The 24,818-nt window shown below is 71.4% G+C and carries 25 protein-coding genes; 7 read left to right on the top strand and 18 right to left on the bottom strand.

Annotated features, from left to right (window positions below; translation table 11 throughout):
- Positions 1 to 29 precede the first annotated feature (29 nt).
- From QQ657_RS14900 to QQ657_RS14870, 7 genes are read right to left on the bottom strand one after another with little or no spacing between them, the layout of a single operon-like run.
- Positions 30 to 1,367: a uracil-xanthine permease family protein gene (locus tag QQ657_RS14900; protein ID WP_284742715.1), complete on the bottom strand. Its 1,338-nt coding sequence runs from the start codon at positions 1,365 to 1,367 to the stop codon at positions 30 to 32.
- Positions 1,368 to 1,388: 21 nt separating this feature from the next.
- A complete protein-coding gene (locus tag QQ657_RS14895) occupies positions 1,389 to 2,060 on the bottom strand; it encodes an SRPBCC family protein (RefSeq protein ID WP_284742714.1) in 672 nt (223 codons plus the stop codon).
- Complete coding sequence (locus QQ657_RS14890; RefSeq protein WP_284742713.1) at positions 2,060 to 4,399, bottom strand: xanthine dehydrogenase family protein molybdopterin-binding subunit; 2,340 nt, start codon at positions 4,397 to 4,399, stop codon at positions 2,060 to 2,062. Before QQ657_RS14890 ends, QQ657_RS14895 begins: the two co-directional genes overlap by 1 nt.
- A complete protein-coding gene (locus QQ657_RS14885; protein WP_284742712.1) occupies positions 4,392 to 4,874 on the bottom strand; it encodes a (2Fe-2S)-binding protein in 483 nt (160 codons plus the stop codon). The genes QQ657_RS14890 and QQ657_RS14885 overlap by 8 nt, the downstream gene beginning before the upstream one ends.
- Complete coding sequence (locus QQ657_RS14880) at positions 4,867 to 5,736, bottom strand: FAD binding domain-containing protein (protein ID WP_284742711.1); 870 nt, start codon at positions 5,734 to 5,736, stop codon at positions 4,867 to 4,869. Before QQ657_RS14880 ends, QQ657_RS14885 begins: the two co-directional genes overlap by 8 nt.
- The gene (locus QQ657_RS14875; protein ID WP_284742710.1) at positions 5,733 to 6,509 is read right to left on the bottom strand and encodes an alpha/beta fold hydrolase; all 777 of its coding nucleotides are present in this window, start codon (positions 6,507 to 6,509) and stop codon (positions 5,733 to 5,735) included. Before QQ657_RS14875 ends, QQ657_RS14880 begins: the two co-directional genes overlap by 4 nt.
- Positions 6,506 to 7,504 carry an amidohydrolase family protein gene (locus tag QQ657_RS14870; protein WP_284742709.1) on the bottom strand — a complete coding sequence of 333 codons (999 nt, stop codon included), beginning with the start codon at positions 7,502 to 7,504 and terminating at the stop codon, positions 6,506 to 6,508. The genes QQ657_RS14875 and QQ657_RS14870 overlap by 4 nt, the downstream gene beginning before the upstream one ends.
- A 164-nt stretch (positions 7,505 to 7,668) precedes the next feature.
- On the opposite strand from QQ657_RS14870, the gene QQ657_RS14865 reads away from it, so the two are divergent.
- The 3 genes from QQ657_RS14865 to QQ657_RS14855 are packed head-to-tail and all read left to right on the top strand — an operon-like array spanning position 7,669 to position 9,895.
- Entirely contained in the window at positions 7,669 to 8,277 is a 609-nt protein-coding gene (locus tag QQ657_RS14865; protein ID WP_284742708.1) for a UbiX family flavin prenyltransferase, read from the top strand.
- Positions 8,274 to 9,206, top strand: a complete 933-nt coding sequence (locus QQ657_RS14860; protein ID WP_284742707.1) for a LysR family transcriptional regulator — start codon at positions 8,274 to 8,276, stop codon at positions 9,204 to 9,206. The genes QQ657_RS14865 and QQ657_RS14860 overlap by 4 nt, the downstream gene beginning before the upstream one ends.
- Complete coding sequence (locus QQ657_RS14855; RefSeq protein WP_284742706.1) at positions 9,203 to 9,895, top strand: GntR family transcriptional regulator; 693 nt, start codon at positions 9,203 to 9,205, stop codon at positions 9,893 to 9,895. Before QQ657_RS14860 ends, QQ657_RS14855 begins: the two co-directional genes overlap by 4 nt.
- Position 9,896: 1 nt before the next feature.
- On the opposite strand, the gene QQ657_RS14850 is transcribed toward QQ657_RS14855, so the two are convergent.
- From QQ657_RS14850 to QQ657_RS14815, 8 genes are all read right to left on the bottom strand, one after another.
- Positions 9,897 to 10,601: a GntR family transcriptional regulator gene (locus QQ657_RS14850; RefSeq protein WP_284742705.1), complete on the bottom strand. Its 705-nt coding sequence runs from the start codon at positions 10,599 to 10,601 to the stop codon at positions 9,897 to 9,899.
- Positions 10,601 to 12,025, bottom strand: coding sequence for a UbiD family decarboxylase (locus QQ657_RS14845; RefSeq protein WP_284742704.1), 1,425 nt, complete (start codon positions 12,023 to 12,025; stop codon positions 10,601 to 10,603). Before QQ657_RS14845 ends, QQ657_RS14850 begins: the two co-directional genes overlap by 1 nt.
- The gene (locus QQ657_RS14840) at positions 12,022 to 12,726 is read right to left on the bottom strand and encodes an isochorismatase family protein (RefSeq protein ID WP_284742703.1); all 705 of its coding nucleotides are present in this window, start codon (positions 12,724 to 12,726) and stop codon (positions 12,022 to 12,024) included. The genes QQ657_RS14845 and QQ657_RS14840 overlap by 4 nt, the downstream gene beginning before the upstream one ends.
- Positions 12,723 to 13,685: an ABC transporter substrate-binding protein gene (locus tag QQ657_RS14835; RefSeq protein WP_284742702.1), complete on the bottom strand. Its 963-nt coding sequence runs from the start codon at positions 13,683 to 13,685 to the stop codon at positions 12,723 to 12,725. Before QQ657_RS14835 ends, QQ657_RS14840 begins: the two co-directional genes overlap by 4 nt.
- Positions 13,682 to 14,440: an ABC transporter permease gene (locus QQ657_RS14830; protein ID WP_284742701.1), complete on the bottom strand. Its 759-nt coding sequence runs from the start codon at positions 14,438 to 14,440 to the stop codon at positions 13,682 to 13,684. The genes QQ657_RS14835 and QQ657_RS14830 overlap by 4 nt, the downstream gene beginning before the upstream one ends.
- The gene (locus tag QQ657_RS14825) at positions 14,424 to 15,317 is read right to left on the bottom strand and encodes an ABC transporter ATP-binding protein (protein WP_284742700.1); all 894 of its coding nucleotides are present in this window, start codon (positions 15,315 to 15,317) and stop codon (positions 14,424 to 14,426) included. The genes QQ657_RS14830 and QQ657_RS14825 overlap by 17 nt, the downstream gene beginning before the upstream one ends.
- A 254-nt stretch (positions 15,318 to 15,571) precedes the next feature.
- Positions 15,572 to 16,765 (bottom strand): MFS transporter, encoded by a 1,194-nt coding sequence (locus tag QQ657_RS14820; RefSeq protein ID WP_284742699.1) that lies wholly within the window; start codon positions 16,763 to 16,765, stop codon positions 15,572 to 15,574.
- Positions 16,762 to 17,538, bottom strand: coding sequence for a DeoR/GlpR family DNA-binding transcription regulator (locus QQ657_RS14815; protein ID WP_284742698.1), 777 nt, complete (start codon positions 17,536 to 17,538; stop codon positions 16,762 to 16,764). Before QQ657_RS14815 ends, QQ657_RS14820 begins: the two co-directional genes overlap by 4 nt.
- Positions 17,539 to 17,661: 123 nt before the next feature.
- Between QQ657_RS14815 and QQ657_RS14810 the strand changes: the two genes are divergently transcribed.
- On the top strand, positions 17,662 to 18,249 hold the full coding sequence (locus QQ657_RS14810) for a TetR/AcrR family transcriptional regulator (RefSeq protein WP_284742697.1): 588 nt from the start codon (positions 17,662 to 17,664) through the stop codon (positions 18,247 to 18,249).
- Here the strand turns inward: QQ657_RS14810 and QQ657_RS14805 are convergent.
- Together QQ657_RS14805 and QQ657_RS14800 are read right to left on the bottom strand one after the other, a co-directional pair.
- Positions 18,246 to 19,346, bottom strand: coding sequence for a Gfo/Idh/MocA family protein (locus tag QQ657_RS14805; RefSeq protein ID WP_284742696.1), 1,101 nt, complete (start codon positions 19,344 to 19,346; stop codon positions 18,246 to 18,248). The two genes, QQ657_RS14810 and QQ657_RS14805, sit on opposite strands and share 4 nt — an antisense overlap.
- Positions 19,343 to 20,077: a sugar phosphate isomerase/epimerase family protein gene (locus tag QQ657_RS14800; protein ID WP_284742695.1), complete on the bottom strand. Its 735-nt coding sequence runs from the start codon at positions 20,075 to 20,077 to the stop codon at positions 19,343 to 19,345. Before QQ657_RS14800 ends, QQ657_RS14805 begins: the two co-directional genes overlap by 4 nt.
- 198 nt (positions 20,078 to 20,275) lie before the next feature.
- Between QQ657_RS14800 and QQ657_RS14795 the strand changes: the two genes are divergently transcribed.
- The 3 genes from QQ657_RS14795 (at position 20,276) to QQ657_RS14785 (ending at position 21,799) form a co-directional block, all read left to right on the top strand.
- Positions 20,276 to 20,470, top strand: a complete 195-nt coding sequence (locus QQ657_RS14795) for a hypothetical protein (RefSeq protein WP_284742694.1) — start codon at positions 20,276 to 20,278, stop codon at positions 20,468 to 20,470.
- Between the two features lie 77 nt (positions 20,471 to 20,547).
- Entirely contained in the window at positions 20,548 to 21,393 is an 846-nt protein-coding gene (locus tag QQ657_RS14790) for an SAM-dependent methyltransferase (protein ID WP_284742693.1), read from the top strand.
- 61 nt (positions 21,394 to 21,454) lie between these two features.
- Complete coding sequence (locus QQ657_RS14785; RefSeq protein ID WP_284742692.1) at positions 21,455 to 21,799, top strand: hypothetical protein; 345 nt, start codon at positions 21,455 to 21,457, stop codon at positions 21,797 to 21,799.
- Here the strand turns inward: QQ657_RS14785 and QQ657_RS14780 are convergent.
- On the bottom strand, positions 21,796 to 24,651 hold the full coding sequence (locus tag QQ657_RS14780; protein ID WP_284742691.1) for an RICIN domain-containing protein: 2,856 nt from the start codon (positions 24,649 to 24,651) through the stop codon (positions 21,796 to 21,798). The genes QQ657_RS14785 and QQ657_RS14780 overlap by 4 nt on opposite strands.
- Positions 24,652 to 24,818: the final 167 nt, after the last annotated feature.

Raw genomic sequence — 24,818 nt, 5'->3', positions numbered from 1 at the left:
GAAGGGCACGCGCGGGACGGCCGGGCGGTTTAGCCCCGCCGCAGCCCGAACATCAGCTTCAGCACGACCAGCAGCACCGTGCCGAGGATCAGCGGCTGCGCGAGGATCAGCTGGACGAGGGCCGGCATCGCCTTCAGCGTCGGCGCCGGGACGAACAGGCCGCCGATCGCCGTGATGAACGGGAAGCCGGCCAGCATCAGGTTGTCGCGGGACCAGTGCACGCCGGAGAGGACGTCGATCGCGCTGGCGAACAGGACGCCGAACAGCACCGTGCCCGCCGCGGCCAGCACCGGCAGCGGGACCGCCTGCAGCAGCCGGTCGAACGGGCCGAGGCCGCCCAGCACCAGCAGGATCACGCCGGTGGCCAGGGTGACGTACCGCGAGCCGACCTTCGTCACGCGCAGCAGGCCGATGTTGTCCGGGTAGGCCAACGTGGACAGTCCGCCGAACACCGCGCCGACCGTGCTGCCGAGGACCTCGCCGAACACGCCCTGGGACACGCGGTACCCGGACAGCTCCTGCCTGCCCCAGTCGGCCACGATGTCGTAGGTGGCGATGCTCTCGGCGATCGCGGGCAGCAGGGTGATGAAGAAGATCAGCACGAGGTCGCCGTGCACCTCGAAGCCGAACGGGAAGATCCGCGGCACCGTGACGCCGAGGTTCTCCCCCACGGCGCCGAAGTTCGTCGGCGCCAGCAGCGCGTAGACGAGCGTGCCCACGACCACGGCGACCAGCACCGCACCGCGGCGCAGCAGTTTTCCGCGGCGCAGCAACGTCAACGCGATGACGAGGGCCGCCGCGACGCCGCCCGCGAGGAGGTTCACCCACGGGAAACCCGGGCTCGTCGGCGTGCCCAGCCAGTTGGGCAGCGCCGTGCTCGTCAGCTGGGTCGCCAGGATCAGCACCAGCACGCCGGAGATGATCGGGTCGCGCACGAACTTGGCCAGGTAGGTGATCGGGCCGAACCGCTTGAGCGGGATCGCGATCACGCACCAGATCAGCCCGGCGACGACCATCGACCCGAACGCGGCACCGAGGCCGCCGCGCCCGTGCCCGACGGCCAGGAGCGCGGCCAGCGAGCCCGCGTACGGGCCCTGGATGATCGGCAGCCGCAGCAGGAAGACCGACTGCAGGATCACCACCAGCCCGGACGTCATGAACGTGACGCCGTAGAGGTAGGCGGTGTCGGTGGCGGACAGCTTGAACGCCGTGCCGATCAGTGCGGGGAAGATCAGCAGGCCTGCCATGCCGAGGATGTTCTGGATCCCGAGCCCGACCGCGCTGCCGACGCGGACCTTGTCGTCGATGCCGACGTCGAAGACGGGGACGGGCTCGGCCGGCGCGTCGGCGGTGATGCGAGTGGCCACGGGAACTCCTGGGTGGGCGGGTCAGCGGACGGGACGAGGGGCGCGCAGCCGGGCGGCCCAGCGTTCGAGCATCCCGGCGAGCACGATGCGGATCAGTTCGGACGCCTTCATCGGCGGGACTTCGGCTCGCGGCTTGCTCACCGGGGGTGCGGCAGGGGCGGGCACGGCAAGGGCGGGTTGGGCGGCCGACGGCTCTGTGGCGGCGGCATTCGCGGGCGCGGCGGCCGTCGGCGCGGCAGCGGGTTCGCCCTGCTCGATCCGCTCGCGCACCCGGGACGCCAGCTCCCCCACCATCCGGCCCGAGACGTCGGCCATGATCCCGCGGCCGAACTGGGCCAGCTTGCCCGAGATCGTCAGATCCGTGGCCAGCACGACGCTGGACCCTTCGCCCGCGGGTGTCACGCGCATCGTCGCGCGCGCCTTGGCCGTCCCGGAGCCGCGCGTGTCCTTGCCGTCGGCGAGCAGCACCGCCGTGCGCGCGACCGCGTCGCGCTCGACCACCTTCGCCACGCCCTGGTAGGCCGCGGTCACCGGGCCGACCTTGATCTTGACCTTGCCCTGGTAGGAGTCGTCGCCCAGATCCTCGGTCAGCTCCGCGCCCGGGAAGCACGCGGCGACGTTGTGGGCGTCCTGCAGGAAGCGGTACACCTCGTCGGGGTCGGCGGCGACCTCGAAGGAGTTCTCGATGAGCATCAGGAGACCCTCTTTTCGGCGGCGGCGGCGAGCAGGGCGTCTACGATGCGGGCGGGGGTGACCGGCGCGCGGGTCACGCGGGCGCCGAGCGGGCGCAGCGCGTCCTCGACGGCGTTGGCGATCGCGGCGGGCGGCGGGACGGTGCCGCCCTCCCCCGCGCCCTTCGCGCCGAGCGGGTTGAGCGGGCTGGGCGACTCGATGTGGAACAGCTCGACCGGCGGCACCTCGGCCGACGACACGAGCGCGTAGTCGAGGTAGCTCGTGGCCTGTGGCGTGGCTTCCTCGTCGTAGACGGCTTCCTCGTACATCGCGTTGCCGAGCCCGTGGGCGAAGCCGCCGAGCACCTGGCCGTCGACCAGCAGCGGGTTGATCACGGTGCCGCAGTCGTGGCCGATGACGTACTTGAGGATGGTGATCTCGCCGGTCTCCGGGTCCACCTCGACCAGCGCGGCGTGTGCGCCGCTGGCGTACGCGGCGCGTTCCGGCGAGAAGTAGCTGGCCGTCTCCAGACCGGCGGTGATCCCGCGTGGCAGTGTGATGCCGTGCTTGCCGATGTTCGCCACCTGCGCGAGTTGTTGCAGCGAAACGGACTTCTCGCGGTCGCCGCCGAGACAGGCGTGGTCGCCGTCGAAGTCCACTTCGGACGCGTCACAGCCGAGCAGCACCGCCGCCGTGTCGAGCAGCCGGGCCCGCATCTGCTTGGCCGCGTCGAACACCGCGGGCCCGCAGGTGGCCGTGATGCGCGAGGCGAACGTGCCCTGGCCGAACGGGATCCGGGCGGTGTCGCCGGTGGTGACCTCGATGTACTCCATGCCGAGCCCGAGGCCGTCGGCGGCGATCTGGGCGTAGATCGTCTCGTAGCCCTGACCCTGCCCGGCCGCGGCGAGCGTCACGAGGATCCGGCCGCGGTTGGTGACGCGGATCTTCGCACCTTCGTACGGGCCGAGGCCGCAGCCTTCGACGTACACGGCAAGTCCGATGCCGACGTAGCGGCCTTCCTCGCGCAGCTTCGCCTGTTCGCGGCGGGCTTCGTCGTAGCCGATGCGCTCCAGCGCGCCTTCCAGCAGCGCCGGGAAGTTCCCGCTGTCGTAGGTGAGCGGGCTGCCGTCGCGGAACATGATGCCGACCCGGTACGGGAACTCGTCGGCCTGGATGAGGTTGCGCCGCCGCACTTCCGCGGGGTCGAGGCCGAGGTGCGCCGCGATCCGGTCCATCATGCGTTCCATCACGAACACCGCCTGCGGCCGGCCCGCGCCCCGCACCGACGAGGTCGGGACCATGTTGGTGTAACAGGCCCGCAGCTCGATCTCGATGTTCGGCACCTTGTACGGGCCGGGCACCGTCGACGTCGTGATCGACGGCACCTGCAGTCCGGCACAGTACGCGCCCTGGTCGTGCTCGATCACGTCCTTGACGGCGAGGAGCCGCCCGTCGCCGTCGAAGCCGACGTCGATCCGGTGCGTCTGCGAGCGTTCCATCATCGCCGAGACGAAGTTCTCCTGCCGGTCCTCGACCCACTTCACCGCGCGGCGCAGCTTCTTCGCGACCCACGGAATCACGACTTCCTCGCCGTAGAACTGGGCTTTGGGGCCGAACCCGCCGCCGACGTCCGGCGGAGCGATCACGCGCAGGTCGTCCTCGGCCATCTCGTAGATCATCGACAGCTGCTGGCGCGCGTAGTGCGGCGACTGCGTGGTGTCCCAGATGGTCAGCTGCCCGGTCGCCGGCTCGAACCGCGCGGCCACCGCCCGCGGTTCCATCGAGTGGCCGCCGCCGCGCATCTGGTAGAACTCTTCGCTCAGCGTGTGCGGCGCGGCGCTCAGCGCTTCCGTGGCGTTGCCGGCACTCTGGGTGAGCAGCACGGCCACATTGGACTCGTCGCCGCTGTGCGCGAGCGGGCCGCCGGGGCGTAGCGCCGCCGCGGTGGAGCCGACCGCGGGCAGCACGTCGTAGTCGACGTCGATCAGTTCCAGCGCGTCTTCGGCGAGATACCGGGACTCCGCGATGACGACGGCGAGCGGTTCGCCGACGTAGTGCAGCTCCTCCGGCGGCATCGGCAGCCGCGGGTAGTCGCGCAGCTGCGGGTGCAGCACCTTGGGCGCCAAGGGTTTCTGGATCTCCACCAGGTCCGCACCGGAGAGCACCGCGACGACGCCGGGCAGCGCGAGAGCCTCGCTCGCGTCGAACGCCGTGATCCGGGCGTGCGCGTGTGGCGAGCGCAGGAAGGCCGCCGCGAGCGCGTCGGGCAGGTCGAGGTCGTCGAGGTAACGCCCTTGGCCGGTGAGCAGCCGCTGGTCTTCGCGGCGCGGGAGCCGGGCGCCGATCATCGCGTCAGGCATCGGCGTGTCCTTTCGCGACGTCCAAAACGGACTGGACGAGCCCGGTGTAGCCGGTGCAGCGGCAGATGTTCCCGCTGAGCACTTCGCGCGCCTGAGTGGCGTCGCGGACCGTGTCTTCGCGCAGCGCGGCCGTGACGCTCATCAGGAACCCCGGCGTGCAGAACCCGCACTGCAGGGCGTGGTTGCGCTTGAACGCCTGCTGCAGCGGCGCCAGCTCGCCGTCGGTGGCCAGGCCTTCGACGGTCTCGACGGCCGCGCCGTCCACCTGCACGGCGAGCATCAGGCACGCGCGCGTCGCGGCGCCGTCGACGATCACCGTGCACGCGCCGCAGACGCCGTGCTCGCAGCCGAGGTGCGTGCCGGTGAGCCGCAGCTTCTCGCGCAGGAAGTCGGCCAGGGTCATCCGCGGGTCGACGGCTTCGTCGAAGGGCTCGCCGTTGACCGTGCCCCGGACCGGATGGGTGACTTCAGGCATGGGCTTTCTCCGTGATGTCGGCGAGCGCGCGCTTGACCAGCACACCGGTGAGCCGGGCGCGGTACTCGGCGCTCGCGTGGATGTCGCCGGTGGGATCGACCTGGGCGCGGGCGGTGGCCTCGGCGGCCGCGCCCAGGTCGGGTCCGAGGGGCTGCCCGATCACGAGCTGCTCGGTGTCGGTCAGCCGCTGTGGGGTCGGCGCCACCCCGGCCGCCGCGATCCGGCACGCGGTGACGACCCCGTTGTCCACTTCGCACACCACGGCGACCCCGGCCAGCGCGAAGTCGCCGCGCCGGGTGGCGAACTCCCGGAACGCGGAGTGCTGGTTCGCGCCGGGCCGGTCGACGCTCACCTCCAGCAGCAGTTCGTCCGGCTCCAGCGCCGTGGTGAGGTGGAACAGGAAGAAGTCCGCCACCGGCACGGTCCGGACGCCCCGGGCCGAGGCGAGGGTGAACTTCGCGTCCAGCGCGGTGAGCACGCTCGGCAGTTCGGCGGCCGGGTCGGCGTGGGCCAGGCTGCCGCAGATCGTGCCACGGTTGCGGATCTGCGGGTGGGCGACCTGGTGCAGGGCTTCGGTGAGCACCGGCAGCAGCCGCGCCGCCTCGGCCGAGCGTTCGAGCTGCCGCTGGCGCACCAGGGCGGGGATCGTGATCGAGTCCTCGCCGAACGTCGGCGCCGCCCACCGCTCACCGATGCGGTTGATGTCCACGAGGTGCTCGACGTGGGCCAGGCGGAAGTTCAGCATCGGCATCAGGCTCTGGCCGCCGGCCAGGACCTTGGCGTCGTCGCCGAGGTCGCGCAGCAGCTCGAGGGCTTCGTCGAGCTCGCGCGGCGCGTGGTAGGTGAAGCGGGCGGGTTTCATCGGGTCTCCGTGACGCGGCGCAGGTGCTGCCGGACGCGGCCGGCGAGCAACGGGCGTTCGATCAGCGACAGGTGCCGCAGGTCGGGCAGAATTTCGAGCTCGGCGCCGTCGATGCCGTCGGCGAGCGTGCGGGCCATCGACGGCGGGGTGGCGTAGTCGTGCCGCCCCACCAGCACCAGGGTCGGCGCCGTGACCGACGGCAGCAACGGCCGCGAGTCCATGGCCCCCATGGCGATCGACGCGGCCGCATGAGCCTCGCTGTTGGTGCGCAGGAAGACCTTGACCACGCGGTCGGCTTCCTCCGGGTGGCGGTCGAGGAACTCCGGGGAGAACCAGCGGTCCAGCTGGAAGGTCACCTGCTTCGCCCGCGGCACGGCGACGGCCTTCTGCGCCCGCTCGGCCCAGGTCGTGACGGCGTCTTCGCCGTACCAGGCCGTGGTGTCGGCCAGCACGAGCGACCGGACGCGCTCTGGGTGACGGCCGGCGAAGTTCACCGCGACGCTGCCGCCCATCGACAGGCCGAGCAGGCTCGCCGAGGGCAGGTCGAGCGTGTCGAGGGTGCGGGCGACGTCGTCGGCGAGGTCCTCGATGGTGAACGGCTTGCCGTCCCACGGGCTGTCGCCGTGGCCGCGCAAGTCAAGGGCGAAGACCTGGAACTCGTCGGAAAGGGCTTCGGCGAGCGGCGTCCACAGGTCACCCGAGAGGGCCAGCGGGTGCAGCAGGACCAGGGGCTCGCCCGCGCCGCGGCGGCGCACGGCCAGGGGCTTGCTCATGCGGGCCTCCGGAAGAGCGTGTCGGCGTTGGTGTGCAGGATCGCTTCGACCGCCTCGGCGTCGATGCCGCTTTCACGGACGGTCCGGACCGGCTCGGGGTCGCCGAGCGCGAACGGGTAGTCGCTGCCGAGCAGCACCTTCCCGGGTCCGACGAGCCCGGCCAGGAACGCGATCGCGGGGCCGGACAGCCCGACCGTGTCGTAGTGGAAGTCGCCGAGGTAAGCGGACGGCTTCTCACGACCGAGTTCTCCGGCGAAGGCTTCCTTGGTGCGATAGCCGCCGTCGAGCCGGTGGGCCTGGTAGGGCAGGAAACCGCCGCCGTGCACGAGGACCAGCCGCAGGTCCGGGTGGCGGTCGAGCACCCCGGCGAGGATGAGCTTGGTGACCGCGACGGTGTTGTCGATCAGCCTGCCGTGGACGTTGCCCATCGTGCCCAGCGACGCGAGGTCGCCGGACGGCCCGCACGTCGGCGGGTGCAGCACGACCGGGATCCCCTCGGCCGCGGCTACAGTCCACAGTGGATCGAACGACGCCTCGTGCAGGGCCGGGCCTGCGGGCGGGTCGGTGTTCAGGATCAACCCGGCGAACTCGGGCCGCTTCCACGCTTCGAGCAGGTCCTCGGCAGCCTGGTCGCCGTCGTCGGTGGCCACCGAAGCGAGGGCGACGGTGCCGGCGGCCGACTCGGCCATCGCGTCGTTGACCGTGCGCGCCCAGTCCCGGGCGCGGGCCGGGTTCAGCGGGGCCGACTGGATGTCCAGCCACGGCGAAAGGATCTGCCGCGTGACGCCGGCTTGACGCTGCCAGCCGGCCCGGGCGCCGGGCTCGGTCATCCGCGCGCCGATCGGGCGGGTCTCGCCGGTGCCGGGCACCGCCACCACCCAGCCCGCCTCGGTGCGCCGCGCCGAGAACCCCGCGACGGGGGCCTGCTCCAGCGCGGTCAGCAGCGAGGGCGGCACGATGTGCGCGTGCGTGTCGAGGACTTCCGTCCGACTCACCTCCACCGGTCGGGTTGGTGCCTCGACGCTAAGCCGGGACCGCGCGGGTCACCAGCGCGCTTTCCTGGCAGCAGGCGTAAGGAGAACTGACAGCCGGGGCCTCGCTTCCGGCGCGGGTTCGTGCTGCGATGACCGGAGGAGTCCATTGAGGAAAGGCGGCGGTCGTGACGGAAACCCGGAACGTGGTCGTGGCGATCACCGGCGCCAGCGGAGCGTGCCTGGGTGTGCGCGTCCTGCAACTGCTGCGCGAGCAGCCCGGGATCCGGACGCACCTGGTGCTGTCGAAGGCCGGGATCCTCACCCTGCGCCACGAATGCGACCTCACGCTGGCCGACGTCCGCGCGCTCGCCGACGTCACCTACCGGCCGGGCGAGATCGGGGCGACGATCGCGTCCGGCTCGTTCCCGGTCGCGGCGATGCTCGTCGCGCCGTGTTCGGTCAAGACGCTCTCGGCGATCGCCACCGGCTACACCGACGACCTGGTCAGCCGCGCCGCCGACGTCTGCCTCAAGGAGGGCAGGCCGCTGCTGCTGATGGTCCGCGAAACCCCGCTGCACCTGGGGCACCTGAAGTCGATGGTCGCGGTGACGGAGGCGGGCGCGATCATCGCGCCGCCGGTGCCGGCGTTCTACCCGCGGCCGCGGACCGTCGGCGACCTCGTCGACTACACGGCTCGCCGCGCGCTCGCCCGGGTGGGACTATGGGAGCTGGCGCCGCAACCATGGGACGGCGAACTGACCAGAGCCGACCCGGCCGACCTGCTGGGGCGGTGACGAAAGGGACCGGGGTGCTGGAGGCGCGGCGGCTGCAGATCTTCTCCGCGGTGGCCGAGCACGGCTCGTTCACCGCGGCGGCCGAGGCCCTGTTCATGACGCATTCCGCCGTCTCCCAGCAGATGGCGCTGCTGGAGCGGCAGCTGGGCGTGCCGCTGATGATCCGCGGGCCGCGCGGGATCGAGCTCACCGAGGCGGGCAAGCTGCTGTCGGAACGCAGCACCGGCCTGCTCGGCACGATCGCGCACATCGAGCAGGAGATGTCGGACCTCAAGGCGCAGCACGCGTCGGTGCGGCTGGGTGCGTTCCCGACGGCCGGCGCCGACCTCATCCCCCGCGTCGTGCGCGAGTACCAGCGCCGGTATCCCGAGACGAAGATCGTGCTGCGCTCGGCGCACGCGTCCGACATGACGGCGGCCCTGCGCGACGGCTCGATCCACCTCGGCCTGGTCTGGGACTACGACTTCGACCCGCGGTCGGTGCCCGCCGACGTCGAGTGGGTCCACCTGGCCGACGACCCGCTCAGCGTGCTGGTGCCCCTCGACCATCCGGTCGCCGGGGAGTCCGAAGTGGAGCTGCGGGAGCTGGCCGGCGAGACGTGGGTGGTGCGCAGCCACCGGCCGCCGTACGACGAGGCGTTCACGACGTTGTGCCGGTTGTCCGGTTTCGAGCCGCGGATCGGCTTCGCGACCGAGGACTACCTGTCGGTACAGGGCCTGGTCGCGGCCGGGATCGGCATCGGCGCGGCCCCGCGGCTGGCGCTGGTCGCGCAGCGCCCCGACGTCGTCGCGGTGCCGATCGCCGGGCCCACGCCACGGCGGCGGATCGCGGCAGTGCGCCTCCTGGAAGCGAGTCATCCCCCCGCGGCGCGGCAGATGCTGGAAGTATTGCGGGTGGTGGCGACGACCGACCCGGAGGAACACGCGTGACCGAACCGCCCGACGTCCTGCGCCGGATGCTGCTCGACGGGCGCGCGGACGTCTCCCTGGTCGACCGGATCGTCGAGGACCTGGCCCGCCGCATCATCGACGGCTCCCTCCCCCCGGGCGCGGACGTCAACTCGGTGGAGCTGGCCCGCCGGTTCAGCACATCGCGCACGCCGATCCGGGAGGCGCTGCTGACGTTGCAGCGCGAGGGTCTGGTGGACATCCCGGCCCGCCGCCGGCCGCGGGTCGCGCCGGTGACGCTCGCCCAGGCGCGGGAGCTGTACGAGATCCGGGCGTCGCTGCATGCGCTGGTGAGCGAGCTGATCGTGGCCGGTGCTCCGGATTTGTCGGTGCTGGCTTCGTGGCAGGCGCACCTGAGGGACGACGCTGCACGCGGGGACGTCGATGCTTACTTTTGGCACAACGTTTCGTTTCGCCAGGCCGAGGCCGAAGTGGCGGGGAACCGGCAGTTGACGCGGTTGCTGGGGTCGTTGGGGTTGCGGACTTTGCAGCTGCGGCACGTGAGTTTGTCGTTGCCGGGGCGGTTGGACCGGTCGGTGGCCGATCACGAGCGGCTGCTGGCGGCTTATGCAGATGGGGATGCTGCTTTGGCGGTCGCGTTGACGCGGTCGATCATCATGACCGGGTTGCATTCGATCGAGGCTTCCGGGTGGTCGGGGTTGGCGGAGTGAGTCACACGCCGCCGGCGCGTTCGATTGCTCGGTAGCCCCTCATCACCAACGACCGGCTCACCGCTGCCGCCAACCCCGCGTCGCGGTCCGCGTACGCGTTCACCAGCCTCTCGTGGTCCGCCACCGAATGCAGCAGCCGCCCCGGCAACGACAAGCTCAAGTGCCGGAACCGGTGCATCTGCAGGCCCAGCGAACTCAACCGCCGCTGCAGCTCGCCGTTCTTCGACAAGCTCGCCTCGGCGTTGCGAAACCCCACGTTGTGCCAAAAGTACGCATCCACGTCACCACAAGAAGCGTCCGCCGAAAGCAGACCCTGCCAGCGCCGCAGCCCGGCGATCTCCTCGTCCGATGCCCGCGCCACCAGCAGCTCGCTGACCAGCGCGTACAGCGAAGCCCGGATCTCATAAATCTCCCGCACCTGAGCCATGTCCACCGGGGACACGTACGGCCGACGGCGCGGCGGGATGATCACCAGTGACTCGCGTTCCAGCAGCAGCAACGCTTCCCGCACCGGCGTCCGCGATGTGCTGAACCGGCGGGCCAGCTCGGCCGAGTTCACCTCGTGGCCCGGCGGCAGCCGCCCCTCGACGATGCCCACCGCGATCTCCTGGAAGATCGTGAACGCCAGCGACGAGCCGCCCTCCACCCCGCGCAACGCGGTGAAGAGCAGCTCCCGCCGCAAGTCCGGCAGGTCCACCGCCGTCACTAGCCGAGGACCTCGGGCCAGCGCCGGCTCACGTCGGCGATCAGCGACGGGCTCGACTCGGCCACCGCCGGGAAGTCGCCCAGCCGCTCGTACGGCCGGCACGCGTCGATGATCGCGCGGCTGTTGAACGCCACCGCGCCCGGCAGCGTCAGCGGGTCGACCCGGCTGCCCCACGTCCGCTTCATCACCTCGATGTCGAGTGACGGGTCGGTCCGCCCGCACATCGCCCAGACGACCTCGCCGAGGTCGCGCGGGTTGACATCGTGGTCGACGACCACCGTGAACCGGTTCATGTACGCCGCACTCGGCAGCTGCGACGTCAGGTACGCCGCTTGACGCGCGTGCCCCGCGTAACGCTGTTCGATCGCCACGATCAGCAGCGACCGCCCACCACCCGCTTCGTGCGCCCACACGCCCCGCAGCCCCGGCAAGCCCGTCTTGCGCAGCGAGTCGGTGATGATCGCGGACTTCATGACCGTCCGCATGTACGAATAGTCGTGCGGCGGCTTGCCCGGCGGCGCGCCGAGCAGGATCGGGTCGTCGCGGTAGTACACCTTCTCGACGTCGATGGTGAGAATCGGGTCGCGGGAGCCGGAGTAGTAGCCGGTCCACTCGCCGAACGGGCCTTCCGGCCGCTTGTCGTCCGGCCGCACCCAGCCCTCGACGGCGATCTCGGCGTCGTGCGGCAGCGGCAGCCCGGTCGCGAGCCCGGCGATCGTGCGCACCGGGGCGCCGGCCATCGCGCCGACGTAGTCGTACTCCGAAACGTCGCCGGGCACCTCGACGCCGGCCGCCACCAGGTACGCCGGGTGGTGGCCCAGCGACGCCGCGATCGGGGCGCGGCCCTCGGCCTCGAACCAGCGGCGCAGGTGCTGGGCGCCGTGCTTGCCCGCCTCGATGTTGACGCTCACCGCGCGGCCGTCGTCCTGCACCTGCATCCGGTACGCGCCGAGGTTGATCCGGCCGGTGTCGTAGTCGCGGGTCACGACCGCGCAGCCGGTGCCGATGTAGCGGCCGCCGTCGCCTTCGTGCCAGCGCGGCACCGGGAACTTCAGCAGGTCGACCTCGTCGTCCACATGGGACAGCAGCGGCCCGTCGTCGACGCTGACAGCGTGGAAGTCGCCCGAGCGCGAGATCCACTCCCCCGGCTTGACGGCGAGCTTCTCGACGAGGTCCTCGTCGGTGTTGTCCCAGCCGAGCCCGAGCACCGACCCGAGCAGCCGCGGGTTGCTGACCGAGCCGGACAGCACGCGCGAACCGGAAGCGTAGTCCTTGATCGAGTCGAACATCAGGGCCTTGGGGTGCGAACGCCGGTAGTTGACCTGGGACAGCGCGCCGATCTCGAGCTCCCAGTGGGCGCCTTCGACGGTCTGCACCTCCCCGGCCGTCTCGGCTTCGGCGAGCCACTTCCGCAGGTCGGTCATGCCGGGATCCTTCGCGAGGTCTGGCGGAGGTGGCCGATCGCCGCCTCGGCGGTGAGCACGTCCGCGTACTTCTGGTCGATGTCGAACAGGCTCAGCCAGTGCGACGCCTCGAACCGGTCGAAACAGCAGTCGCCGACGACGCCGACGCGGTAACCGCGGCTGCAGGCGTCGACGACGGTCGAACGCACGCACCCGCTCGTGGCTTCGCCGGCGACGAGCAGGGTGTCGTGGCCGCCCATCCGCAGCATCGTGTCGAGCGGGGTGCCGTGGAAGCAGCTGGGGCCGATCTTCTCCAGCACGATGTCCCCGGCCCACGGCTCCACTTCGGACACGATCGCATTCGGGTCCACAGTGGATTTCGGCGTCAGCGCCGAGCCCGGCTTGCGGTTCCACCGGCCGTACCGCGGCGGCGTCGCGTGGAAGTAGATCACCGGGGCGCCGGCGTCCCGGGCCGCGCGCAGCAGCGGGGCGGTGCGGTCGACGGCGGCCCAGCCGTCCGCACCGCACGCACTCGGCCAGTCCTCGACCGCCGCGACGATGTCCTGCCGGGGCAGGCCCAGCGCCGCGTAGTACAGGTCGACGACGAGCACAACCGGATTGGCACCCAGACCGAACGGGGCCCGCTTCGCCCACGACGTCGCCGCGAGCACCGCGCGGTCCCGTTCGGTCAGGTACTTCGTCCACTCGGCTTCGAAGTTCATGACGCCGTGAAGCTGTTGTCGATGTACTTCGCGATGTCCGATGGAGCAGTGGTCTTGGCGTTCTCGGCGGCTTCGTCGAAGGCCTGCTTGATCACCTTCTCGTCCACCACCGGCGTCTTCGCCCAGACGTCGAGGAAGAAGTCGTAGGCGTAGGAGGCCAGTTCGGTGCTCTGCACGCCGCTGTACTTCTGGATGCTCTTGACCGTCTCGTCCTTGTGGCCGCGGATGTACTGCAGCGCCTCGGTTTCCGCCGCGACGAACCGCTTGACGACCTCGCGGTTGTTCTGCAGGAACTTCGACTGCACGGTGTAGGCGCCGAGCGGGAACGGCATGTTCGACAACGCGGCGAGCCGGTGCGCGCCCTTGTTCCGGCTCTCGGTGCCGTTGGGCGGCTGGGTGAGGATCGCCGACACCGCACCGCTGCCGAGCGCGGCCACCTCGGCCGGGACGCCCTTGACGAACACCGCCGTGACGTCTTCGCGCTTGAGGCCGTTCGCCTCCAGCAGCGCGGTCAGCCCGAAGTCGCTTTCCGAACCGGGCGAGGTGATCGCGACCTTCTTGCCCTTGAGCTCCACGACCGACTTGACGTCGGGGCTCGCCCACATCTCGAGGTTGTAGTGCGGCTCGGACATCGCGACGTACTTGAGGTCCGCGCCCTTCATGATGGCCGCGGCGGTGTCGGCCGCGACGCCGACGCCGATCTGGACGCTGTTGCTGGCGAGCCCCGCGACCAGCTGCGAGCTGTCGTTGAGCCGGCTGAGCTTCACGTTCAGGCCGTGCTTGGCGAAGATGCCGTAGTCCTGCGCGGTGTAGAGGTCGGAGTAGCCCGCGCCGAGCGCGGTGTAGCCGATGGTGACCGGCAGCGCGCCGCTGGCGTCGGCGGTGACCGTGCCGCCGGCCCCGCCCCCGCACGCGGTGAGGCCGAGCATGAGAGCGGCTGCCAGGAGAAGTGTCTTCATTGTGCACCTGCCCAGTGGGTGAAACGGCGTTCGACCAGCCGGACGGCCCAGTTCAGCAGCAGGGCGAGCACGGCGAGGATGACGATCCCGGCCATCGCCGAGTCCATGTTGAAGTTCGAGGTCTGCGTCTGCACGAAGTAGCCGAGGCCCTGGCTCGCCAGGAACAGCTCGGCGACGATCGCGCCGACCAGCGCCCGGCCGACGGCCAGCCGCACGCCCGCGAGGATGTACGGCAGCGTCGCGGGCAACGCGATGGCGTAGAAGAACTTCAGCCGCGGCGTGCAGAACACCGTCGCGACGCGGGTGTAGTCGCTGTCGAGGTTCCGCACGCCCGCCGTGATGTTGATGATCAGCGGCAGGATCGCGGCCCACACGATGACGATCACGCGCGAGGTGTTGTCGATGCCGAACCAGAAGATGATGATCGGCAGGAACATCACGTACGGCACCGAGTAGAGGATGTTGACCATCGGCTCGGTCATGTCGTGCAGGACCCGGCTGCGGCCGAGCACGAGCCCGATCGGGATGCCGAGGACGAACGTGATGCCCAGGCCCCACAGCAGTTCCAGGCCGGTCGCGCCGAGCGCCGGGTAGATCTCGCCGGAGCCGAAGAGCTTCGCCTCGGCCGCGGCGATGCGCAGCGGGTTGCTGCTGAAGGAGACGTCGACGAGGCCGAGCGCCGTCGCCAGCTGCCACAGCACCAGGACGATCGCCATCCCGGCCGTGCCGAGCAGCCCGCTACGGTGTCGCCGCACCCAGCCGGAGTTCGCCGACAGTGCCGGCGGCGGGGGCGGGGCCGGCGTCGTGCGCGGGAGAGACGCTGTTGTCATGGTTCGGCTCCGAAGCTGCGGGTTCGTGGTGGAGGGCCGAGAGGATCTTGTCGCCGTACGCGAGGAACTCGGCGCTGCGCCGCCAGGCGGCGTCACGCGGTCGGGGCACGTCGATGACCACTTCCAGCGCGACGTGCGCGGGTGACGGGGAGAAGACGAGCACGCGGTCGGCGAGCAGCACGGCCTCGTTGACGTCGTGGGTCACGAACATCGCGGTCTTCTTCGTGACGGCGTCCGCCTGCCAGATCCGCAGGAGCTCGTCCTGCAGGTTCTCGCGGGTCTGGGCGTCGAGCGCGCCGAAGGGCTCGTCGAGCAGCAGGAGCGTCGGGTCGGTGGCCAGGGCGCGCGCCAGGTTGACACGCTGCTTCATCCCGCCGGACAGCTCGTGCGGGTACTTCTTCGCGACCTCGGCCAGCCCGACGACGTCGAGGAGCTCCTCGGCGCGTTTCCGGGTCTGGGCAGTGAGCCTGCCCTGGACCTGGGGTCCGAAGAGGACGTTGTCGAGGACGGTCCGCCACGGGTAGAGCGAGGCGTGCTGGAAGACCAGCGACCGCTCCGGCCCGGGCCCTGTGATCGGGCGGCCGCCGAGTTCGAGGGCCCCGCCGGCGACCGGCACGAGCCCGGCGACGGCCTCGAGGAAGGTGGTCTTGCCGCACCCGCTGGGGCCGACGATGACCACGAACTCCTCGTCGCGGATCTGCAGGTTCAGGTCGAGACACGCGGTGGAGAACCCGCCGCCGCGCCGGGCCTGGTGCCCGAGCAGCAGGTCCCGCGCGTCCAGGCAGGTGGTCGGGACGGACATCAGCGCGTCCCCGGGATTTCTGGGTGGTTCACAACCGCTCCTCCTTGCCGATGGCTGCACTGCGGATCGCAAGGTGTCGACACTTCGAGAGAGTCTGCGTCCGTGCACCCGCAAGTGTCAAGGAGTCGGAATCGAGTAAGTAGCGAACTGTCGACACTAGCCACTTCACTACAGGCAGACCGACCGGAACCACGAAAGCCCCCTGACCGGCTTCGAGAGCCGGCGAGGAGGCCTTCAGGGACCTGCGCGAGGGGTCAGCCGACGGGCTGCTCCGCCGGCTCCGGCTTCGGGCTCAGCACTCCCGCGAACACCGCCGCCAGCACGCACAGCACCACCGGCACCGCGAAGGTCACGTTCAACGGCATCCACCGCGTCAACCCGCCGATCAACGCCGGGCCGGCCAGCAGGCCCACGTACCCGAGCCCGACCACCCGGGCCATCAACGCCCCCGACGCCCGCGTGTCCAAGTTGCCCGCCGCCGTGAACAGCTGCGGGACCCCGCCCGACAGGCCCAGCCCGAACACCGCCCAGCCCACCAGGGACAGCGGGACCCACGGCGCCGCTGCGGCCGTCGTCAGGCCCACCGCCGCCAGCGCCGCCCCGTACCGGACGATCGCCGCCGGGCCCGCCCAGGCCGCGACGCGGTCGGTCAGGAACCGGCCGGTCGTCATCGCCACCGCGAACGCGCCGTACGCCAGCGCCGCCGTCGAAGACGACGTGCCCAGGACCTTCTCCATGTGCAGCGCCGCCCAGTCGTTGGCCACGCCCTCCGACAGCATCAGGGCCAGCGCCAGCAGGCCGAGCAGCCACACCACGCGGCCCGGCGTGCGACGGCGGGCCGGCGCGGCGTCGGCGGGCGACTCCGAAACCACCGGCGCGTCCGACGGCTCCATCAGGAACCGGGCCGACGCCAGGGAAAGCAGCACGCACAGCAGGCCGGTGCCGGTGAGCGTCACGCCCGTCGGCACGCCCGCGCCGAGCGTCGCCGCGCCGATGACCGCCGCGAACGCGCCGCCGATCGACCACATCGCGTGGAACGCCGCCATGATCGGGCGCGGGTAGGCCCGCTCCACCACCACCGCGTGGGAGTTCATCCCGACGTCGATCGCGCCGTTGCCGAAGCCGAACAGGATCAGCGAAAGCCCCAGCGTCCACCACGAGTTCGCGAACCCGGGCGCGAGCAGCGCGAGCCCGAGCAGCACCCCGGCCGCCGGGACCAGGCGGCGGTGGCCGAGCCGGTCGACCAGCGGCCCGGAGATCTGCATGCCCGCGAACGCCGCGCCGCCGAGCACCAGCAGCAGCGCGCCCAGCGTGCTGTGCGAGATGCCGGCCGCGCGCTCGACGTTCGGGATGTGCACGACCCACATGCCCATCGCGAAGCCGTTGAGGCCGAAGAACATGAAGGTCGCGAACCGGGCGGCACGCGGGCGGGGAGGAGCGGTCGTCATCGGTTCTCCAAGGGGACGGCGACGTGCACGAGCACGCCGAGGCCGGCCAGCGCCGCACGCTGGTCCTCGGGCGCACCCGGGTCGGTGATCACTACGTCCGCGCGGTCGGCGGGACAGACGTGGGCGAGCGCGGCACGGCCCCACTTGGCGCCGTCGGCGAGCACGATCGCCCGGGCCGCGACGTCGAGGGCCGCCCGCTTGACCTCGGCGTCGCCCAGGTCGAACGCGGTGAGCCCGGCGTCGAGGCCGAACGCGCAGGGGCTCAGCACGGCGACGTCGAACCGCAGGGCGCGCAGCGACGCGAGGGTCAGCGGGCCCACCAGGGCCTGCTCCCCCGGCCTCGGCTCGCCACCCGGCAGGAGCAGCCGGACTTCCCCGTCGTCGGCCAGTTCGCGGGCCGCGTGCAGGGAAAGCGGCATCACGGTGACCGGGCGCCCGCGCAGCAGCCGCGCGAGTTCCAGCGCGGTCGTGCCGCTGTCGAGGACGATCGTTTCGCCGTCGCGGATCAGCTCGGCCGCCGCGGCCGCGATGGCCCGCTTCGCCGCGACCGAGTCGGTCGCGCGGGCGGCGAACGGCGGCTCGATCCCGGACGGCGACGCCGGGACGGCTCCGCCGTGCACCCGCCGCAGCACGCCGCGCGAGGCCAGGTGGTCGAGGTCGCGGCGCACGGTCATCTCCGACGCGCCGGTCGCCGACGCCAGGTCCGCGACGGCCACCTGGTCGGCGTCGCGCAGGCGCTCCACGATGATCCGCTGCCGTTCCGCACTCTTCACGCCGCGATGTTCGCAAGCCGCGAGCGTTCGCACAACCGATTTGTTCGTCCACTCACGTCGCATGTGCGAAACACCGCTGCGGCATGATGGGGCCGTGCACGCCGCCGAGACCACCGCGACCCCGTGACCGGGGGCTACCTGAAGGGCCGGATCCGCCGCGAGGACATCATCACGGCGGCGGCCGCGGCGTACGGCGAGCTCGGCTACCAGGGCTCGTCGCTGCGGGAGATCGCCAAGCGCGTCGGGATTTCGCACGCCGGCCTCCTGTACTACTTCCCCACCAAGGAAGCCCTGCTCGCCGCCGTGCTCGAACGGCGCGATGCCGAGGACTCCGAGCGCGAACAGCTGACGGTGCCGCCCGGCCTCGAGGTGCTTCGCCACTTCGTCGCGCTCGCCGAGCACAACGTCCGCCACCCCGGGATCGTCGACCTCTACTCCCGGCTCGCCGCCGAAGCCGTCGCCGCGGACCACCCGGCGCACGAGTACTTCGTGCGCCACTACCGGGCCGCGCGCGAAGGCGTGCGCGAGTCGTTCGCGGTCCTGGCCGCCCGCGGCGAACTGCGGGACGGCGTCGACCCCGGGCTGGCGACCCTGACGTTCATCGCGCTGATGGACGGCCTGCAGGTGCAGTGGCTGACGGTCCCCGGCGACGTGGACCTGGTCGGATCGCTGCGCTTCTACCTGCAGAACCTGCTCACCGTCCCGGTCTAGAGGGTCTTCGCGTACGGGTCCCAGCCCACCGGCAACAGGCGCGGGACCTCGACGCTGCTGCCGACGTCCACGGTCTGCTCCCGGGTCAGGGACTCCTCGATGGCCAGCATCGTGTCGAGCACGTGGTAGGCCAGCTCGCCGGATGCGCGTTCCGGCACTCCGGCGCGGATCGCCCGGGCCAGCTCCAGCGCCCCGGTGCCGCGGGAGGCCGCGTGCCCGGCGGGCGCCAGCTCTTCCGGCTCGTCACGGCCGAGCAGGTGCAGCCGGGTCGGCTCGTCGAACCGGTTGGGGTCCGGCAGGACGGCGGTGCCGAGGGTGCCGGTCAGCTCGACCAGCCCGGTCCGCTTGAGCGCCGAGTCGAAGCTCAGGACCAGCTGCGCGGACCCGCGTTCGAACTCGACGAGCGCGACGACCGTGGTCGGCACCGTCACCGGGAACTCCGTCCCCGCCCGCGGCCCGGACCCGACGACCCGGGTGTCCCGGGCCCGCCCGCCGGCCCCGGTGACGCGCCGGACCGGGCCCAGCAGGTGCACCAAGGCCGTCAGGTAGTACGGGCCCATGTCGAGCAGCGGCCCGCCACCCGGCTGGTAGTAGAACTCCGGCGCCGGGTGCCAGAGCTCCGGGCCCGCCACCTGGAACAACGCCAACGCGGTCAGCGGACTGCCGATGCGGCCCTCGTCGACCGCCCGGCGCGCGGTCTGCAGCGCGGCGCCGAGCACGGTGTCGGGCGCGCTCGCCACGCGCAAGTTCTTCTCCCGTGCGCGATCCAGCAGCTTGCGCCCGGTCTGGCGGTCCAGCGCGAGGGGCTTCTCCGCCCAGACGTGCTTGCCCGCTTCGAGGGCGGCGAGCCCGACGTCGACGTGCGCGGCGGGGATGGTCAGGTTGACGACGATCTCGACCTCGGGATCGTCGAGCAGCTCGGCGACCGTGCCCGAGGCCGGCACGCCGTACTCGGCGGCGCGGGCCGCGGCGCGCTCGGTGTCGAGGTCGGCGACCCGCAGCACGCGGACGTCCGGGAAGCTCGTCAGGTTCTCGAGGTAGGTGCCGCTGATGACGCCGGCGCCGACGATCCCGACGCCGACCGGCCCGCCGGTCACCGGGCCGCGCCGGTCAGGAAGGTGCGGCTGGCGGCGATGGCCTCGAAGAGGTCGCCGTCGTAGGCGTCGAACTCGATCACGCGCAGGGCGTCCGGCGCGGCGGCGAGCACGTCGGCGAGCGGCACCCGGCCCTGCCCGGCGGGCACCTGGCCGGTGGCGTCGGTGGCCAGGGCGCCGTCCTTGACGTGGATCGCGCGGACGCGGTCGCCGAGGCGGCGCAGCAGGGCGGGCGCGTCCTCGCCGCCCGCGGTGGCCCAGTACGTGTCGACCTCCAGCGCGACGGCCGGGTCGAGCTGGTCGGCGAACACCTCGAACGCGCTGCGGCCGTCGATCCGGGACTCGAGCTCCCACCAGTGGTTGTGGTAGCCGACCTGGACACCGTGCTCGGCCGCGAGCTTGGCGGCGGCGTTGAGCGCGTCCGCCGTGGCGGCGATGTCGGCGGGGTCCTGCCACTGCTCCGGCTTGACGAGCGGGTCGATGACCAGGCCGATGCCCAGCTCGGCCGCCGCGGCGAAGACGGCCGCCTGGTCGGCGCCGATCAGGCGGGCGTGCGCGGTCGGGGCGGTCAGGCCGTTCGCCGGCAGCCCGGCCCGCAGCGCGTCGACGTTCTCGACGACTCCGTACGGCTCGACGTGGGTGAAGCCGATCGCGGCGAGCCGCCGCAGGGTGTCGGCGGGGTCGGCCGCGAAGGCGTCGCGGACCGAGTACAGCTGCACGGAAAGCTCGCTCATCACCGGCTCCTGGAGGTCACGGGGTTCCTTGAATTTCTACCACTTGGTCAAAATTGACACCAGGGATTTCGCGGCCGGTCCACCGGACGGCCGCACCGGCGTGCCGAGGCTCACTGCCGTCGTTGTTTTGGTCAGGGCCGGTTGGGGCAGTAACGCTTTGACGAGGTCAAGGCCGATCCGACCCGGGAGGTGCCGGTAGTGGACAGGGCAGGGGACGAAGTGGACACGGGGGCCGTCGGCCACCCGGCGTCCCGTCGCGACCTGACGGAACTGTCCGAGGCCGCACGCGACCTCGACCGCCGGATCGAGCAGCACCTCGCCCGGCTGCGCCGCGAACGCGCCGAGCGCGCCCGGGACGACATTCCTGACCAGCGGCTTCGGCCGAGCGGCTGACCTGGCGTTTACCGCGCGGACCCGGGCTACTACGCTGGGTGGCCCCACGCCACGCGCCGAAGTCCTGCGAGGTCGCCATGTCCGAGTCGCTGTCCCCGAGCCAGAAGCCCGTCGGGGTCGACCCCGACCGGCCGAGCATCGCGCGGATCTACGACGGGTTCCTCGGCGGCAACAACTTCTACGAGGTCGACCGCGTGGTGATGGAGAAGATCCGCGCGGCGGTCCCGGAAGCGGTCGACATCGCCCGCGGCAACCGCGGTTTCCACAACCGCGCGCTGCGGATGCTGGCCGCCCAGACCAAGATCCGGCAGTTCGTCGACTGCGGGTCCGGGCTGCCGACGGCGGAGAACACGCACCAGATCGTCCAGCGCATCGACAAGGACCACACGGTCGTCTACATCGACAACGACCCGGTGGTCCTCGCGCACGGCCGGGCGCTGCTCGTGGAGAACGACTTCACGCACATGGTCGAAGCGGACATCTTCAAGCCGGAGGCGGTGCTCCGCGACGAGACCGTGCTCCAGCACATCGACTTCTCGGAGCCGGTCGCGCTGCTGCACGTCGGCACGATGCACCACTTCGAGGGCGACGGCGCCGTCGACGTCTTGCGGGAGTACATCGACGCGCTCGCCCCGGGTTCGTACGTGGTGCTGTCGCACTTCTTCGACCCCGAGGTGCCGGAGCTGACCGCGATCGCCAAGCGCATCGAGGACATCCTGACCCAGGGCCCGCTCGGCGCCGGCCGGTTCCGCACGCGGGCGGAGATCGAAGCCATGCTGCCGGGGCTGGAGTTCCTCCCGCCGAACGCCACCTCCGGGCCGGGCCTCGCGGTGTGCGACGAGTGGTGGCCGGACGGCCCCCGGCTCACGCCCCTGTCGGGGTCGGCGAAGTGCGTGGCCGGGATCGTCGGCGTCAAGCGCTAGCCCGATTCACCGCGGCCGGACTGCCCGCTGACGCCTCCGGGTGTTCCGGCATGATGAGCGGGTGCCCAGTCGTCAGCTCCGCCCGCACCAGGTATGGCTGATCGGCGTTCCGCTCAACCTGCTGCTGGCCATCCCGTGCGCCTACCCGGTCGCGTACGCGATGCTGGGGACGCAGGTCCTCGCGTGGGAGCTCGGTTGGGGCACGCCCGACCCCACTGTGGTCGACGACGGCGCGGGCCTCGTGATCGGGCTCGGCCTGGTCGCACTGGTACTCGCCGGACTGGTCGTGGCCGGCCTGAACGCCCTGTTCGCCTTCCGCGCACCGCAGCTCAAAGCGGGCCGTTACTGGCTCGCGGTGGCACTGCTGGTCGTGGTGCCCGACATCGTCTACTGGACCAACCGCTAACGCAGCCGCCACAGGTGGTCCGCGGTTCCGGTGTCGCCGAACTGCACCACCTGGGCACTGTCGGCCGTGGACATCCGGTCCACGCCGAGGACCTTGCCCGAGTTGCGGTTCACGATCCGGAACCAGCCGCTGCCGTCGTCGCGCAGGCGCCACAGGTGATCAGCCGACCCGTTGTCGGTGAACTGGACGACGATCGCGCTGTCCGCCGTGGACAGCTGGTCGACCCCCAGCACCTTGCCCGAGTGGACGTTGCGGATCAGGAACCAGCCGTCGGCGACGGCCTCGAACGTCCAGAGGTGGTCGTCGGTGCCGTTGTCGGCGAACTGCACCACCCGCCCGCCGTCCGCAGTGGACATCTGGTCGACGCCGAGCACCTTGCCGGAGTTGCGGTTCCCGACCCGCACCCGGCCGTCCGGAACCAGCCGCCAGACGTGATCCGCCGTGCCACTGTCGCCGAACTGCACCACCAGCGCACTGTCCGCGGTGGACATGCCGTCGACCCCGATGACCTTGCCGGAGTTGCGGTTCTTCAGCCGCCACCAGCCGTCGCCGTTGTCGACGAGCTGCCAGAGGTGGTCCGCGGTGCCGTTGTCGGTGAACTGCACGACCGTCGCACTGTCCGCTGTGGACATCTGGTCGACGCCGAGCACCTTGCCGGAGTGGTGGTTGCGGATCCGGTACCAGCCGTCGCCGTTCGCGACGAGGTGCCAGACGTGGTCGTCGGTGCCGTTGTCGGCGAACTGCACCACGCGCGCACTGTCCGCAGTGGACATCTGGTCGACACCGAGCACCTTGCCGGAGTTGCGGTTCACGATCCGGAAGCCCGCTCCCCCGCCACCCGGCGACCACGGGTGGCCGTTCGGGTCGGCCGTCGGGAACGACGTGACGCGCAGGCGGGCCGCGCCCATGGGGATCAGCGTGACCGTCTCGACCGCCGCTTCACTGCGTGCCGGTGACGCCTGCAGCGGCGTGACGACGTTCTGGTCGTCGGCCGTCCATTCGGCGATCTTCCGCGCGGGCGCGGTGATCTTGACCGGCGCGGTGTCCGGCGTGAACGGGTTGGCGGGCAGCGCGCCGCCGGCCGCGGAGAAGGTCAGCGCCGCGCCGGGGGTGAGGCCGTAGTTCCAGGGCGTCGTCGCGTGCACCGCGTACTCGGGGAACTGCGCGTTCCCACCGATCTGCTGGTAGCTCTCCCCGATCTTCAGCGAGTAGGTCAGCGGGCCGTGGTCGACCGAGACGGAGTCGTGGTTCGCCGCCCAGGTCCGCGTCGTCGTGCGCTGCGGCAGGGTGAGCGTGACGACGTCGCCACCTCCCCAGGTCCGGTCGACCTTGACGAACGACGGCCCGGCCGTCGCCGCGACCGTCGCCCCCGCCACGACCAGCCGGGGCGCGGCGCACCACGCGGGAACCCGGAAGTACAGCGGGAACGCGAGCGGCTTCGCCGTCCGGACGGTGAAGGTGACCTGCTCGGAAAACGGGTAGGTGGTGTCCTCGGTGATGGTCACCGAAGTGCCGTCGCCGACCTTCGCCGTGACGCTGCTGGCGGAGTACAACGCGGCGGCGAGGCCGTTGTCCGGCGTGGCCAGCCACAGCTCTTCGGTGAAGTACGGCCAGCCCATGCCGTAGTTGTGGGGGCAGCAGCGGTACTGGTCGACGCCCGGCAGGTAGGCCTGCATCGCGAAGCCGTTCTGGAACTGGCCTTCGCTCTTGGGCACGTTGTCGAGGTCGACGCCGTTCGCGCTGGTGATGTAGTGGACGGCGCGCCCGGCCGGGTCGAGCGCGGCGGGCAGGGAGTTGAAGGCGAGGTCTTCGCAGCGGTCGGCCCAGACGGGGTCGCCGGTCAGCCGGGTGAGCAGCTGGTGGCTCGCCATGAACTCGACGATCCCGCAGGTCTCGAAGCCCTGCCGCGGGTCCCCGAAGCCGGGCCGCGCGTTCTCGTCCCCGGCGAAACCGCCGCCGGCGAACTGGCCGTAGGTGGCCATGACCGTGTCGTAGTCCTGGTAGGTGGCCTGGGTCAGGCTCGCACTGCCGGAGCGCAGGGCGTACTGGGCGGGTTCCCGGAAGCCCTGGGCGATGTTGACGTTGTGCAGGCTGGGCAGGTTGCCGACCCAGTTGGCGCCGTAGGCGTGGATCTTGTCGGCGAGGTCGAGCAGGAAGGTGTCGCCGGTGCGGTTGAAGAGCCAGAAGACGCTGTCGAGGCCGTCGCCCCAGCGGACGGACACCCAGCTGGAGTCGAAGGCGCTCTTGCCCTGGGCGTTCATGTAGCGGAGGAAGCGGGTGAGGAACGGGATGACGCGAGTGTCGCCGGTGTACTCCTGCCAGGAGCGCAGGGCTTGCAGGAGCGGGAGGTACGGCCAGAAGTCGGGGCCGCTGTTGAGCGCGGTGCGCAGGGCGGTGGGGCCGAAGAAGCCGTCGGACTGCTGGGTGGCGAGGATGGCGTCGATCCACTTGGCGGCGGTGGCTTTCGCGGTGGCGTCCCCGGTGACGGCGGCGAGGTCTACGTAGCCGCGCAGCCAGTAGGGCACTTCTTCCCAGCCGGCGCGCTCGGGGTGGACCCAGCCGCTGGTGGCGAAGTCGAGGAAGTGCGAGGTCTCGGGGTAGTGGCCGCAGAGGCCGTCGAGCTGCAGTTTCAGCTGGCCGGCGAGCCAGCCCCGCGCGGTGACGGCCCCGGGCGGCAGTTTCAGGAAGGCGGCGGGCTTCAGCGGAGCGGCGTTCGGGGTGTAGAGGCCGCCTTGCGCGGGGGCGAGCGTTCTGAGCGCGGCGGCCTCGGCTTGGTTCGCGTTGGCACCGACCAGCACGGTGGCGGCGGCAACTCCGGCTCCAGTGACGAACTGCCTGCGGCTCAGCGACACGGGATGGCCTCCGCTCGTCTTTACAACGTTGTAAAAGTAGGTTTTACTCGGTGGATACAACGTTGTAAATCCGCCGTTCGTCGGAGCGGCCGAAAAGCGCATGAGGGGCACCCTCATGGCTTTTAAGTCCATGGGGGTGCCCCTCATGGACTTTTCGGGGCGGCTGG

It is taken from the genome of Amycolatopsis ponsaeliensis, from assembly GCF_030182635.1.
In the GTDB taxonomy this organism is placed as follows: Bacteria; Actinomycetota; Actinomycetes; order Mycobacteriales; family Pseudonocardiaceae; genus Amycolatopsis; species Amycolatopsis ponsaeliensis.
Note: the sequence above shows the minus strand (reverse complement) of the source record. Positions and strands in the feature narration are given on the sequence as shown.

Excerpts from the sequence above, each read along its gene's own strand:
- QQ657_RS14895 (WP_284742714.1), bottom strand. The coding sequence starts at position 2,060 with ATGCTCATCGAGAACTCCTTCGAGGTCGCCGCCGACCCCGACGAGGTG.
- QQ657_RS14890 (WP_284742713.1), bottom strand. The coding sequence starts at position 4,399 with ATGCCTGACGCGATGATCGGCGCCCGGCTCCCGCGCCGCGAAGACCAG.
- QQ657_RS14885 (WP_284742712.1), bottom strand. The coding sequence starts at position 4,874 with ATGCCTGAAGTCACCCATCCGGTCCGGGGCACGGTCAACGGCGAGCCC.
- QQ657_RS14880 (WP_284742711.1), bottom strand. The coding sequence starts at position 5,736 with ATGAAACCCGCCCGCTTCACCTACCACGCGCCGCGCGAGCTCGACGAA.
- QQ657_RS14875 (WP_284742710.1), bottom strand. The coding sequence starts at position 6,509 with ATGAGCAAGCCCCTGGCCGTGCGCCGCCGCGGCGCGGGCGAGCCCCTG.
- QQ657_RS14845 (WP_284742704.1), bottom strand. The coding sequence starts at position 12,025 with ATGACCGACCTGCGGAAGTGGCTCGCCGAAGCCGAGACGGCCGGGGAG.
- QQ657_RS14840 (WP_284742703.1), bottom strand. The coding sequence starts at position 12,726 with ATGAACTTCGAAGCCGAGTGGACGAAGTACCTGACCGAACGGGACCGC.
- QQ657_RS14835 (WP_284742702.1), bottom strand. The coding sequence starts at position 13,685 with ATGAAGACACTTCTCCTGGCAGCCGCTCTCATGCTCGGCCTCACCGCG.
- QQ657_RS14825 (WP_284742700.1), bottom strand. The coding sequence starts at position 15,317 with ATGTCCGTCCCGACCACCTGCCTGGACGCGCGGGACCTGCTGCTCGGG.
- QQ657_RS14820 (WP_284742699.1), bottom strand. The coding sequence starts at position 16,765 with ATGACGACCGCTCCTCCCCGCCCGCGTGCCGCCCGGTTCGCGACCTTC.
- QQ657_RS14800 (WP_284742695.1), bottom strand. The coding sequence starts at position 20,077 with ATGAGCGAGCTTTCCGTGCAGCTGTACTCGGTCCGCGACGCCTTCGCG.
- QQ657_RS14790 (WP_284742693.1), top strand. The coding sequence starts at position 20,548 with ATGTCCGAGTCGCTGTCCCCGAGCCAGAAGCCCGTCGGGGTCGACCCC.